This window comes from Geodermatophilus obscurus (genome assembly GCF_900143215.1).
Lineage (GTDB): Bacteria > Actinomycetota > Actinomycetes > Mycobacteriales > Geodermatophilaceae > Geodermatophilus > Geodermatophilus obscurus_A.
This window is the reverse complement of sequence record NZ_FRDM01000007.1, coordinates 167,975-180,590: the sequence shown is the minus strand read 5'-3', so window position 1 is coordinate 180,590 and position 12,616 is coordinate 167,975. Positions and strand designations below refer to the sequence as shown.

The window sequence follows — 12,616 nt, the reverse complement described above, 5'->3', positions numbered from 1 at the left end:
GGAGGGGCCCTGGTCGGCAGCGGGACGCCGATCCGCCGCCCCCGGTCAGGACCGGTGGACCGTCGGTGTGGACGCCGAGGCGCCGCGCTCGCCCTGGGGCGGCACGGCACCCAGCCGGCTGCACGCGGTCGGGGACGCGGGGCTGATCGCCGGCCGGGCCCTCTGCCTGGCGCCGGTCTCCCTGCTCGACCCGGCCCTGTGGGTGTGGCCGGACGACGGCGACGAGGAGTGGCCGCTCTGCTGGGTCTGCCTCGCGCTCACCTGCTGAGCTCGGCCGGCCGGGGCGGGACGCGGCCGTCAGCGGTGCGCCGTCCGCTGTGGGCGTAACAGGAGCGGAACACCCGTCCGGGACCATCGGTTGGACCGTGCAGCTCCTCTCCTCCGGAACGGACCGTGCACCGCCGGAGGGTCGGAGTCCGCGACTACAGTGGAAAGACCGGTGCCCTGCGCGCCGACGGACGTCGGGTGCTCCTCCCCACCAGGGGAGGGCAGCGCCGGACCAGCCGGTCAGAGGAGAAGCAGCAGATGTTCGAACGGTTCACCGACCGAGCCCGCCGCGTGGTCGTCCTGGCCCAGGAAGAGGCCCGGATGCTCAACCACAACTACATCGGCACCGAGCACATCCTCCTGGGGCTGATCCACGAGGGTGAGGGTGTCGCCGCCAAGGCCCTGGAGTCCCTGGGCATCTCGCTGGAGGGTGTCCGCCAGCAGGTGGAGGAGATCATCGGCCAGGGCCAGCAGGCCCCGTCCGGGCACATCCCCTTCACCCCGCGGGCCAAGAAGGTGCTCGAGCTGTCGCTGCGCGAGGCGCTGCAGCTCGGCCACAACTACATCGGCACCGAGCACATCCTGCTCGGCCTGATCCGCGAGGGCGAGGGCGTCGCCGCTCAGGTCCTGGTGAAGCTCGGCGCCGACCTCAACCGCGTCCGCCAGCAGGTCATCCAGCTGCTCTCGGGCTACCAGGGCAAGGAGCCGGCCGCGGCCGGCGGCCCGGCCGAGGGCACCCCGTCGACCTCGCTGGTCCTCGACCAGTTCGGCCGCAACCTGACCCAGGCCGCGCGCGACTCCAAGCTCGACCCGGTCATCGGGCGGGCCAAGGAGATCGAGCGGGTCATGCAGGTCCTGTCGCGGCGGACCAAGAACAACCCCGTCCTCATCGGCGAGCCCGGCGTCGGCAAGACCGCCGTCGTCGAGGGCCTGGCCCAGGCGATCGTCAAGGGCGAGGTTCCCGAGACGCTGAAGGACAAGCAGCTCTACACCCTCGACCTCGGCGCGCTGGTCGCCGGTTCCCGCTACCGCGGTGACTTCGAGGAGCGGCTGAAGAAGGTCCTCAAGGAGATCCGCACCCGCGGCGACATCATCCTGTTCATCGACGAGATCCACACCCTCGTCGGGGCCGGTGCCGCGGAGGGTGCGATCGACGCCGCCAGCATCCTCAAGCCGATGCTGGCCCGCGGTGAGCTGCAGACCATCGGCGCCACCACGCTCGACGAGTACCGCAAGCACCTGGAGAAGGACGCGGCGCTGGAGCGCCGCTTCCAGCCGATCCAGGTGGGCGAGCCGACGCTCACCCACACGATCGAGATCCTCAAGGGGCTGCGCGACCGGTACGAGGCGCACCACCGGATCAGCATCACCGACGGCGCGCTGGTCGCCGCCGCGACGCTGGCCGACCGGTACATCTCCGACCGCTTCCTGCCGGACAAGGCGATCGACCTGATCGACGAGGCCGGCGCCCGGATGCGGATCAAGCGGATGACCGCCCCGCCGGACCTGCGCGAGTTCGACGACCGGATCGCGGCCATCCGCCGCGAGAAGGAGTCCGCGATCGACGCGCAGGACTTCGAGAAGGCCGCGTCGCTGCGCGACAAGGAGAAGACCCTGCTGGGCGAGAAGGCCGAGCGCGAGAAGCAGTGGAAGGCCGGCGACATGGACGTCGTCGCCGAGGTCGACGACGAGCAGATCGCCGAGGTGCTGGCCAACTGGACCGGCATCCCCGTCTTCAAGCTGACCGAGGAGGAGACCACCCGCCTGCTGCGCATGGAGGACGAGCTCCACAAGCGGATCATCGGGCAGGAAGAGGCCATCAAGAGCGTCAGCCAGGCGATCCGGCGGACGCGGGCGGGCCTCAAGGACCCGCGCCGTCCCGGTGGCTCGTTCATCTTCGCCGGCCCCTCGGGTGTCGGTAAGACCGAGCTGGCCAAGGCGCTGGCCCAGTTCCTCTTCGGCGAGGACGACGCGCTCATCCAGATCGACATGGGTGAGTTCCACGACCGCTTCACCGTGTCGCGGCTCGTCGGTGCCCCTCCCGGCTACGTCGGCTACGACGAGGGTGGCCAGCTGACCGAGAAGGTGCGGCGCAAGCCGTTCTCGGTGGTCCTCTTCGACGAGATCGAGAAGGCGCACGCGGACGTGTTCAACACGCTGCTGCAGGTGCTGGAGGACGGCCGGCTCACCGACGGTCAGGGCCGGATCGTGGACTTCAAGAACACGATCCTGATCCTCACGACCAACCTCGGTACGCGGGACATCTCCAAGGCCGTGGGTCTGGGCTTCCAGGTCGGCAACGACAGCCAGTCGAACTACGAGCGGATGAAGAACAAGGTCAACGAGGAGCTCAAGCAGCACTTCCGGCCGGAGTTCCTCAACCGCATCGACGACATCGTCGTGTTCCACCAGCTGACCGAGGACGAGATCATCGAGATCGTCGACCTCATGGTCGCTCGCGTCGAGGGTCAGCTGGCGAACAAGGACATGGCTCTGGAGATCACCCCGGCCGCCAAGAAGCTCCTGGCGCACCGCGGCTTCGACCCGGTGCTGGGTGCCCGGCCGCTGCGCCGGACCATCCAGCGCGAGATCGAGGACGCGCTGTCGGAGAAGATCCTCTACGGCGAGCTGACCGCCGGTCAGATCATCGTGGTGGACGTCGAGGGCGAGGGCGCGGACCAGCGGTTCACCTTCCGTGGCGAGGCCAAGCCGATCGACCTCCCCGACACGCCGCCGGTCGCGCTGTCGGTCGGCGACGAGGAGCCCCCGGCCCAGGCCGAGTGATCCGCTAGCTGCACGCACGAAGGGGCCGTCTCCCCGCGGGGGAGGCGGCCCCTTCGTCACGTGCGACCCCGGGACGCCCGATGATCGGCTGACCTGATCATCGCGTGTCCTCCCTCATGGTGTGAGCTGCGGGAGGACGCTTCATGATCAGGTCACCTGATCATGGGGATCGTCGGTCAACCCGTCGGCAGGGTGAAGCGGCCGTCGGCGGTCTGCTCGACCAGGCCGTCGGCGAGCAGCGAGTCCAGGCAGCGGGAGCGCTGCGCCGCGTCGGCCCAGGCCTCGTGGAGCTGTGGTGCCGCCACGGGGCCCTCAGCGCCCCGCAGGACGTCCAGCAGCCGCCCGCGCACCTGGCGGTCCGTGCCGGCGAACTTCTGCACCCTGCGGGGCGGACCCTCCGGTGCCGGACAGCCGGCCAGCCGCCACGCGCAGTTCGTCCGCACCGGGCAGGCGGTGCACCGCGGCGTCCGGGCGACGCACACCAGTGCGCCCAGCTCCATGACCGCGACCGAGAAGCGGACCGCCCGTCCGGGGTCGGCAGGGGCGAGCGCCGCGACGTCGGTGAGGTCGGCGGCGCGCGCCGGTGCCGCCTCCGCGCGGCCGTGCACCAGCCGGGCCACCACCCGCCGCACGTTCGTGTCGACCACCGGCTGCGGTCGCCCGTGTCCGAAGCAGGCGACGGCGCGGGCGGTGTAGGTCCCGATGCCCGGCAGCGCCTCCAGCGCCGCCACGTCCGCGGGGACGACGCCGCCGTGCCGCTCGGTCAGGGCGACGGCGGTCTCCCGCAGCCGCAGCGCCCGCCGCGGGTAGCCGAGCTTGGCCCAGGCGCGGATCACCTCGGCCGGCGACGCCGCGGCCAGCGCGGCAGGGGTGGGCCAGCGGGCCATCCAGTCGCGCCACACCGGCTCGACCCGGGCGACCGGGGTCTGCTGCAGCATCACCTCGCTGACCAGGACCGCCCACGGGTCGGTGTCCGGGCGGCGCCACGGCAGGTCGCGGGCGGCCTCGGCGAACCAGTCGACGAGGACGTCGCCGAGGGTGCCGGGTGACGGCGGCGGGGTGCGGGCCGGGCTGTCCACGAGGTCCCAGTGTGCCGCCTGCCGGGGACGGCGTGCCGCCACAGGTCGGCGTCCCGTCGCGCACTACGGTTCTCGGCGTGCTGCACCCGGTCGGCCCCCTGCCCGCGGCGGTCTACTGGCGGCGGCGACTGCTCGTCCTGTTCCTCCTGCTGGCGGTCCTCGGAGGTGGGGGCTGGCTCATGGTCGCCGCGCTGAGCGGCGGAGCCGGCGAGAGGACGACGACGGCGGCCGCGGCGACGACCGAGGCGAGCCCCGCGGCCGGCGAGCCCCCTGCGCTCGCCCGGGTGGTGCCCTCGCTGGCCGGCGTGCGGACGCCGACCCCCGCGCCCGAGCCGGCCCCCGAACCGGCCCCCGAGCCGGCGCCGGAGTCGGCTCCCGCGAGTCCGGCGCCCGGCGACCCCTGCGGCGACGACATGATCGGGCTGGACGTCCGCGGTCCCGGCAGCGTCCCGGTGGGTGCCAAGCCGACCTTCGAGCTCGTGGTCACCAACGTCTCGTCGGTGCCGTGCGTGCGGGTGCTCGACGAGGGCCTGCAGGAGATCGTGATGTTCGACGGCGCCGGCAACCGGGTGTGGGGCAGCAACGACTGCTTCCCGGAGAACAGCAGCGACACCCGCACCCTGGCGCCGGGGGAGTCGGTGGCCCTCCCGCTCGTCTGGGGCGGTCTGACCAGCGAGCCGTCCTGCACCGCCGCGCGGACCGCGCCGGCTCCGGGGCAGTACGCGCTGCGCGGCCGGCTGGACACCGAGTTCAGCGCGGACGCGCCGCTCTCGATCGGCTGAGGAGGACGGGGCCGCTCAGCTGTAGCGGTCGAGGATCGAGGTCTCGGCCAGCCGGGAGAGCCCCCTCGCGGATGCCCCGGGCCCGGGCCTCGCCCACGCCCTCGACGGCGAGCAGGTCCTCGATGGTGGCGGCGAGCAGCTTCTGCAGCCCGCCGAAGTGGTCGACCAGGCGGTCGATGATGCCGGCCGGCAGCCGCGGGACGCGGGCCAGCAGGCGGTAGCCACGGGGGCTGACGGGGGAGTCGAGCGCGTCGGCGGACGTCGGCAGCCCGTAGCAGCGGGCCACGGCGGAGAGGTCGAGCAACTCGGTGGCCGAGAGCGCGCGCAGGTCGGCCAGGACCTCCTCGATGCTCTTCGGCCGCCGCAGCCCGGACGGCAGGTAGTCGCGCACCAGCAGGGCGCGGTCCTCCTCCACCCCGGCGAGCATCTCGTCGAGCTGCAGCGCCAGCAGCCGCCCGTCGGTGCCCAGCTCGACGACGAAGCCCTCGATCTCGTCGGCGATCCGGCGGACCATCTCCAGCCGCTGGCTCACGCTCATCGCGTCGCGGACGGTGACGAGGTCCTCGATCTCCAGCGCCGACAGCGTGCTGGCCACCTCGTCGAGCCGCAGCTTGTAGCGCTCGAGCGCGGCCAGCGCCTGGTTGGCCCGCGCCAGGATCGTCGTCGGGTGCTCCAGCGTGTACCGCCGCCCGGCGACGTAGACGCTGATGATGTGCATCGACTGGCTCACCGAGATCACCGGGAAGCCGGTCTGGATGGCGACCCGCTCGGCGGTGCGGTGCCGGGTGCCCGACTCCTCGGTCGGGACGGTCGGGTCCGGCATCAGGTGGACGCCGGCCCGCACGATCCGGGTGCCGTCGTAGGAGACGATCACCGCGCCGTCCATCTTGGCCAGCTCGCGCAGCCGGGTGGCCGACAGGGCGACGTCGAGGGCGAAGCCGCCGGTGCAGATGGACTCGACCACGCGGTCGTAGCCGAGCACGATCAGCGCGCCCGTGCGCCCCGCCAGGATGCGTTCCAGGCCGTCACGCAGCGCTGTCCCCGGTGCTATGCGGCCGAGCAGTTCGCGGAGCGCGATCTCGGAGTCCACAGCGGGGGGCACGAGCGCTCCTGACGTTCGACGTGGTGGCGGCCGATTCTACGTGGCCACCACGGTACGGCGGGCGCCGGTGAGGCAGGTCACCGGCGCGGGGCGACCACGGGCCCCGGCGGCTCAGAAGAGCCGGGCGAAGGCGGCGCCGAGGTCGGGGACCTCGACCAGCCGCATCCCCTTGGGTGCGCTGCCGGCGTCCTCCGGTACCAGGGCCACCTTGTAGCCCTGGCGGGCCGCCTCGGCCAGCCGCCGGCCGGTGCCGCCGACCCGCCGGATCTCCCCCGACAGGCCCACCTCGCCGACCGCGACCAGGCCACGGGGCAGCGGGACGTCCTTGGCCGCGGACGCGATGGCCAGGGCCAGCGCGAGGTCGGCCGCCGGTTCGGCGATGCGCACCCCGCCGACGGAGGCGGCGAAGACGTCGGCGTCGGCGAGCCTGACCCGGCCGCGCCGCTCGACCACCGCGTTGACCATGGCGACCCGCTGGGAGTCCAGCCCGCTCACCGCCCGCCGGGGCGAGCCGCCCCCGCCGCTGGCGGCCACCAGCGCCTGGACCTCGGCCAGCAGCGGTCGGCTGCCCTCGAGGGTGACCGTGACGCAGCTGCCCGGCACCGGTGCCGCGCGCCGCGAGACGAACAGGTGCGAGGGGTCGGGCACGCCCGCCACGCCGGTGTCGCCGATCTCGAAGCAGCCGATCTCGTCGGCCGGGCCGAACCGGTTCTTCATCGCCCGGACCAGGCGCAGCGTCGAGTGGCGCTCGCCGTCGAAGGAGACGACGACGTCGACGAGGTGCTCGAGGGTGCGGGGCCCGGCGATGGCGCCGTCCTTGGTGACGTGGCCGACCAGGATGGTCGTCATCCCGCGGCTCTTCGCGACGGCGGTCAGCGCGCTGGCCACGGCGCGCACCTGGGTGGAGCCGCCGTCGGTGCCCTCGACGGCGGGGGAGCGGACGGTCTGCACGCTGTCGAGGACCAGCAGCGAGGGGGCGACGTCCTCGACGTGGGCGAGGACGGCCGACAGCTCGGTCTCCGCAGCGAGGTAGAGCCGGTCGTGCAGCGCGCCGATGCGCTCGGCCCGCAGCCGCACCTGGGCCGCGGACTCCTCGCCGGAGACGACCAGGGCGGGACCGTTCGAGGCGGCCACCCGGTGGGCCACCTCGAGCAGCAACGTTGACTTGCCCACGCCCGGCTCGCCCGCCACCAGCAGCACCGCGCCGGGCACCAGCCCGCCGCCGAGGACGCGGTCGAACTCCTCGATGCCGGTGGGCACCGCGCGGGCGGCGGCGAGTTCCACCTGGGCGATGGGCACCGCCGGTGCCGTCACCGGGCCGGCGGCCACGGCGCGCAGGGGGGAGGCGGGCGCGCCGACCTCCTGGATGGTGCCCCAGGCCTGGCACTCGGGACACCGGCCGACCCACTTGGCGGAGGCGTAGCCGCACTCGGTGCAGCGGTGGGCGGGGCGGGACTTCACTCCGGCAGGTGGCACGCCTCGACGCTAACCGCCGGGTGCGACGGTTCCGGGAAGGGTGAGCCGCTGGAACGGCCCCGCGTCAGGTCCCGTCCCGAGTGTGCGAGGGACGCGGGGTCCTTCGTCAGTTCTCGTCCCCGGGACCGCTGCCGGCCTCGCTCTCGCCCTCCCGGGCGGTGTCCTCGGACCCCTCGGAGGTCTCCTCGCCCTCCTCGTGGTGGAAGTCGAAGGGCTCCTCGCGGGGGAGCACGCGCTCGGGTGTGGCGACGAGCGCCTGGACGGTGACCTCACCGGCGCGCTCGAAGGTCAGCGTGACCTCGATGCTCTGGCCGGCGGTGAGCTCCTCGGAGAGGTCGGCCAGCTCGACCGTCGCGCCGCCGGCGCCGCCGAGGAACACCGTGGAGCGGGCGGGGATGGGGATCTCGACCTGCGAGCTCGCGGTCGGCGTGGCCGGCGCGGAGGGGACGCTCGGCGTCGCGCCGGGTGCGGTCGTCGCCCCCGGGGTGGTCGTCGCGCCTGGGGCCGTCGGCTGCGGGGTGGTCCCCGGCGTGGTGGGGGTGGCGGGCGTGGTCGCGGGTGCGGCCGAGGGGGAGCCGGGGGCGGTCGACGGTGCGCCGGGGACGGCGGGGGAGGCGGTGGCCTGCCCAGCGACGACGACGCCGTCGAAGGCCTCGCCCTCGATGCCGACGAGCGTGTCGGCCTCGGTGTCGCCGTTGACGATCGCCATCCGCAGCTCGGCGTCGTCCCCTTCCGCGTAGAGCCCGTCCTGCGGGTAGGCCAGCGTGATCTGGCGCATCACGAGGTCGCCGACCGCGGCCTCGGGGCCGACCTTGTCCCGGTTCTGTGTGGCCGTCTGGGCGACCTGGCCGGCACTGCACGCGCTGAGCGCGATCGGGCTGAGCAGCAGGGCACCCATCGTGGCGGCGCGCAGTGCGCGGTTCACAGCCGTCGACCTCCAGGGACGTGCCGGCCACCGCAGGTCGATGGCCCGAGTCGCGCCGAGCCTAACGCCCACCCCAGGATGGCCGCCGGGAGGTGAGGCCGTGCCGCAGGACCCGGCGGTGGAGCGCGTGGCGCCCGGCACGCCGCGACGGCTCGGGGCCGACCCGGCGCCGGCCGCGTTCCCTGCCCGCGCACCGGGCACCCGGCGGTGGTGCTTCGCCGACCAGCTCGGGCCGCACTTCCTCGACCGGCCGGACCAGCCGGTCCTGCTGATCGAGTCCAGGGCGGTGTTCGCGCGCCGCCGGTTCCACCGCCAGAAGGCCCACCTGGTGCTGTCGGCGCTGCGCCACCGGGCCGCCGAGCTGGGCGACCAGGCGGAGTTCTGCCAGGTGGACACCTACGCCGAGGCGCTGGACCGGGTGCGTGAGCCGCTGAGCGTCTGCGCCCCCACCACCTGGAGCAGTCGCGACCACGTCCTGCGCCGCCGGGGCCTCGCCGTCCTCGCTGCCCGGGGGTTCGTCGCCACCCAGGAGGAGTTCGCCGCCTGGGCGGAGGGCCGCGGCCGGCGGCGGCTGCTCATGGAGGACTTCTACCGGGACAACCGGCGTCGCCACGACGTCCTCATGGACGGAGCCGAGCCGGTGGGCGGGCGGTGGAACCTCGACCACGACAACCGGGAGCCCCCGCCGTCCGACGGGCGGCTCGCCGTCCCCGAGCCGTGGTGGCCGGAGGAGGACGAGGTCGACGAGCGGGTGCGCGCCGACCTCGACCGCTGGGAGGCCGACGGCGACGTCGCCTTCGTGGGGGACGACGGTCCGCGGCTGTTCCCGGTGTCCCGCGAGGAGGCGCTGCTCCGGCTGCGCGACTTCCTCGACACCCGGCTGGGCGCGTTCGGCCCGCACGAGGACGCGATGCTCACCGGCGACCGCTGGATGGCGCACTCGCTGCTCTCTCCCGCCCTCAACCTGGGCCTGCTGGACCCGCTCGAGGTGGTGCACGCGGCCGAGCAGCGCTACCGCGACTCGGTGGCCGAGGGCGACCCGCTGCCGCTCAACAGCGTGGAGGGGTTCGTCCGCCAGGTCATGGGCTGGCGCGACTACATCTGGCACACCTACTGGCACTTCGGCCGGGACTTCCGGCACGCCAACGCCCTGGCCGCGCACGAGCCGGTGCCGGACTGGCTGGCCGGCCTCGACGACGGCGCGGTCGAGGCCGCGTGCATGTCCGACGTGCTCGGCGACCTGCGCCGCGACGGCTGGGTGCACCACATCCCGCGGCTGATGGTGCTCGGCAACTACGCGCTGCAGCGCGGCATCGACCCGCTGGCCATGACCGACTGGTTCCACCGCAGCTTCGTCGACGGCTACGACTGGGTGATGGTCGCCAACGTCGTCGGCATGAGCCAGCACGCCGACGGCGGACTGCTGGCCACCAAGCCCTACGCCGCCGGCGGCGCCTACATCGACCGGATGAGCGACTACTGCGGCGGCTGCCGCTACGACCCGCGGAAGCGGCTGGGCGAGGACGCCTGCCCCTTCACCGCCGGCTACTGGGCCTTCCTCGAGCGCAACAGGGAGAGGCTGGCGCCCAACCAGCGGATGCGCCGCGCGCTGCAGGGACTGGACCGGCTCAAGGGCCTGGAGGAGGTCGTGGAGCAGGAGCGGTTGCGGGGCACGGCGGCTCCCTGAGCCCGGCCCCGTCCCGAGGCTCGTCCCGAGCTCGCGAGGGATGAGGAGGACGGGGTCCTTCTACCGACCTCGGCTGCCGATGAGGAGGGCATGCCGATCGGGTCGTCCTTCGACGACGTCCTCGCGGCGGCCCAGGCGGGCGCCGGGTGGGCCTTCGAGGTGCTCTACCGTGACCTCTCCCCGGCGGTCACCGGGTACCTGCGGCTGCATGGCGCCGTCGACCCCGACGACCTGGCCAGCGAGACCTTCCTCGCCGTCTTCCGCGGCCTCGCCGGCTTCGCGGGGAACGAGGACGCCCTGCGCTCGTGGGTGTTCACCATCGCCCACCGCCGGCTGGTCGACGACTGGCGCCGGCGCAGCCGTCGTCCCCAGCTGGCCGACGACGCCGGCGTCCAGCAGCCCGAGGCCCCGGGCGGCGACGTGGAGGACGACGTCCTGACCCGGCTCGGCACCGAGACCGTGCACCGGATGTGTGCGGGCCTGCCCGCCGACCAGCGCTCGGTCCTGCTGCTGCGCGTGCTCGCCGACCTCACCGTCGAGCAGGTGGCCGAGGTGATGGACCGCTCGGTGGGCTCGGTCAAGGCGCTGCAGCGGCGCGGGCTGCGCCGGCTGCGCGCCGAGCTCGAGGCGGCCGGGACCCATCGGACGGATGAGACGACTGGGACGGCGGGCGCACCCCTGCCGGCCCGCCCGGCGATGACGGGAGCGAGATGACCACGCCAGCCGACGTCCGGACCGACGAGGAGGCCTTCGCGGCCTGCCTCGCCGGCCGTGCCGTGCCCGCGGGCGCGCAGGGCCTGGCCGCGTTCACCGACGCGGTCCGGGCGAGCGCCACGGAGCCCGGGCAGCCGAGCGCGGCGCTGGCCGAACTGCTGGCGACCGGTCTCCTCGTCCCCACCCAGGATCCGTCCCCCGGGACGGCCGGGCGACCCGCCCGGACCTCACGGAAGAGGCCCCACGTGCTGATCTCCACCCTCGTCGCCAAGTTCGCCGCTGCTGGTGCCGTCGCCAAGGCGGCCGCCGCGGGCGGCGTCGTCGCCGTCGCCCTCACCGGCGCGGCCACCACCGGCGCCCTCACCACCTCGGAGGAGCCCGCCTCCGTCATCCGGAGCGGCGACACGACCGATCCCACCGACGAATCGACCGACACCACCACCATCGACGGCAGCGGCGACGTCACGGGCGGGCCCGCCGTCGAGGAGCCCGCCGTCGAGGAGCCGGCCGTGCAGCAGCCTGCGGCCGAGGAGCCGGGAGTCACCGAGCCCGTCGCCGAGCCCGTGGCCGAGGAGCCGGCGCCCGCGTTCCCCGAGGACGCCGCTGGTGGGAAGCCGACCGACGAGGAGAAGTTCGATCGGCACCCCGCGAACCCCGGCAGGGCGGTCAGCGCCGAGGCCCACCGGCGCAACGCCGAGCGCAAGGCCGGGCCGGCTGTGCAGCCGGAGGCCGGGGCGCCCGAGGGCGGGGGGACCGATGAGGTCCTCGAGGCCGAGCAGGCGCCGGTGACCGAGGAGCCGGCGCCGGCCGGCAACGGCAAGGGCAACGGCAACGGCAAGAACGGGAAGTGACCCACGGTGGCGCCGCGCTCAGCTGAGCGCGGCCCCACCGGCCAGCAGCAGCACCACGTCCAGCACCGTCAGCAGCATGACCGCGGGGAACGCCAGCCGGCGGAAGCGCGCGGTCCCCGCCAGCGCGGCGGCGGCGACGGCCGGCACGGCCAGCGCCAACCCGACCCAGCCGGTGGCGGTCGGCGGTCCGGCCGGCCCCACCACCAGCACCAGCGAGGCCGCGCCCAGCACGATCGCCCCGGTGGCGGCGGAGGCCGGTGCGCCCAGCCGGTGCGGCAGCCCGCGGACGCCGGTGGCCAGGTCGTCCTCGAGGTCCGGGGCGACGTTGGCCAGGTGCGCGGCGGCGCCCAGCGCGGCTCCCGCGACGACCAGCCACCAGGGCGCCTCCGGTGCGCCGGGCGCGGCCGCGACGACCCCGGCCGGCAGCGCGCCGAAGCCGGTGACGTAGGGCAGCACCGAGGCCGCGGTGCGCTTGAGGCCGGCGTTGTAGGCCCAGCCGCTGCCGACCAGCACGAGCAGCAGCAGCCCGGGGACGACGCCCAGCGCGAGCGACAGGACGACGGCGACGGCCGCCGACCCGAGGGCCAGCGTGCGCAGCACCTCCGGGGCGACGGCGCCCTGGACGACCGGCTTGTCCGACCGCGCGACGGCCCGGTCCCGGTCGGCGTCGAGCCAGTCGTTGCTCCACCCGATGGAGGCCTGACCTGCGAGGACGGCGGCGCACACGAGCGTCGCCCGTCCCCCGGGCGCCCCCGCGGCGAGGGCCAGCAGGGTGGCCACGACGGTGACCGCGACGGTCGGTCCGGGGTGGGTCGCGAGGGCCAGCGCGCGGAGCGGGACCGGCGGCCGTACCGGTTCCGCAGGCACACCCACCATGCTCCTGTCAACCCCTCCCGAGCGCTCAGTCCGGCCCCTGACCTGCGGGTTTACGAAGTCAGGCGATCCCGTT

The 12,616-nt window shown here is 74.4% G+C and carries 11 protein-coding genes; 6 read left to right on the top strand and 5 right to left on the bottom strand.

Going from position 1 to position 12,616, the window contains the following annotated elements:
• Positions 1–67: 67 nt before the first annotated feature.
• Together BUB17_RS09745 and BUB17_RS09740 are read left to right on the top strand one after the other, a co-directional pair.
• On the top strand, positions 68–268 hold the full coding sequence (locus tag BUB17_RS09745; RefSeq protein WP_072917108.1) for a hypothetical protein: 201 nt from the start codon (positions 68–70) through the stop codon (positions 266–268).
• Between the two features lie 257 nt (positions 269–525).
• Complete coding sequence (locus tag BUB17_RS09740; protein ID WP_072917106.1) at positions 526–3,051, top strand: ATP-dependent Clp protease ATP-binding subunit; 2,526 nt, start codon at positions 526–528, stop codon at positions 3,049–3,051.
• Between the two features lie 176 nt (positions 3,052–3,227).
• On the opposite strand, the gene BUB17_RS09735 is transcribed toward BUB17_RS09740, so the two are convergent.
• Complete coding sequence (locus BUB17_RS09735) at positions 3,228–4,130, bottom strand: HhH-GPD family protein (protein WP_072917275.1); 903 nt, start codon at positions 4,128–4,130, stop codon at positions 3,228–3,230.
• Positions 4,131–4,207: 77 nt separating this feature from the next.
• On the opposite strand from BUB17_RS09735, the gene BUB17_RS09730 reads away from it, so the two are divergent.
• Positions 4,208–4,912 (top strand): MucR family transcriptional regulator, encoded by a 705-nt coding sequence (locus BUB17_RS09730; RefSeq protein ID WP_072917102.1) that lies wholly within the window; start codon positions 4,208–4,210, stop codon positions 4,910–4,912.
• On the opposite strand, the gene disA is transcribed toward BUB17_RS09730, so the two are convergent.
• From disA to BUB17_RS09715, 3 genes are all read right to left on the bottom strand, one after another.
• A complete protein-coding gene (gene disA, locus BUB17_RS09725) occupies positions 4,881–6,014 on the bottom strand; it encodes a DNA integrity scanning diadenylate cyclase DisA (RefSeq protein WP_244277090.1) in 1,134 nt (377 codons plus the stop codon). The two genes, BUB17_RS09730 and disA, sit on opposite strands and share 32 nt — an antisense overlap.
• Positions 6,015–6,125: 111 nt before the next feature.
• Positions 6,126–7,490: a DNA repair protein RadA gene (radA, locus tag BUB17_RS09720; RefSeq protein WP_072917099.1), complete on the bottom strand. Its 1,365-nt coding sequence runs from the start codon at positions 7,488–7,490 to the stop codon at positions 6,126–6,128.
• A gap of 106 nt (positions 7,491–7,596) precedes the next feature.
• On the bottom strand, positions 7,597–8,415 hold the full coding sequence (locus BUB17_RS09715; protein WP_072917096.1) for a copper chaperone PCu(A)C domain-containing protein: 819 nt from the start codon (positions 8,413–8,415) through the stop codon (positions 7,597–7,599).
• Between the two features lie 100 nt (positions 8,416–8,515).
• On the opposite strand from BUB17_RS09715, the gene BUB17_RS09710 reads away from it, so the two are divergent.
• The 3 genes from BUB17_RS09710 to BUB17_RS09700 all read left to right on the top strand — a co-directional run bounded on the left by BUB17_RS09710 (position 8,516) and on the right by BUB17_RS09700 (position 11,667).
• A complete protein-coding gene (locus BUB17_RS09710) occupies positions 8,516–10,102 on the top strand; it encodes a cryptochrome/photolyase family protein (protein ID WP_072917094.1) in 1,587 nt (528 codons plus the stop codon).
• Positions 10,103–10,192: 90 nt separating this feature from the next.
• Positions 10,193–10,816 carry an RNA polymerase sigma factor gene (locus BUB17_RS09705; protein ID WP_072917092.1) on the top strand — a complete coding sequence of 208 codons (624 nt, stop codon included), beginning with the start codon at positions 10,193–10,195 and terminating at the stop codon, positions 10,814–10,816.
• Positions 10,813–11,667, top strand: a complete 855-nt coding sequence (locus tag BUB17_RS09700) for a hypothetical protein (RefSeq protein ID WP_072917091.1) — start codon at positions 10,813–10,815, stop codon at positions 11,665–11,667. The genes BUB17_RS09705 and BUB17_RS09700 overlap by 4 nt, the downstream gene beginning before the upstream one ends.
• An 18-nt stretch (positions 11,668–11,685) precedes the next feature.
• On the opposite strand, the gene BUB17_RS09695 is transcribed toward BUB17_RS09700, so the two are convergent.
• Positions 11,686–12,543 (bottom strand): UbiA family prenyltransferase, encoded by an 858-nt coding sequence (locus tag BUB17_RS09695; RefSeq protein ID WP_072917089.1) that lies wholly within the window; start codon positions 12,541–12,543, stop codon positions 11,686–11,688.
• Between the last annotated feature and the right edge of the window lie 73 nt (positions 12,544–12,616).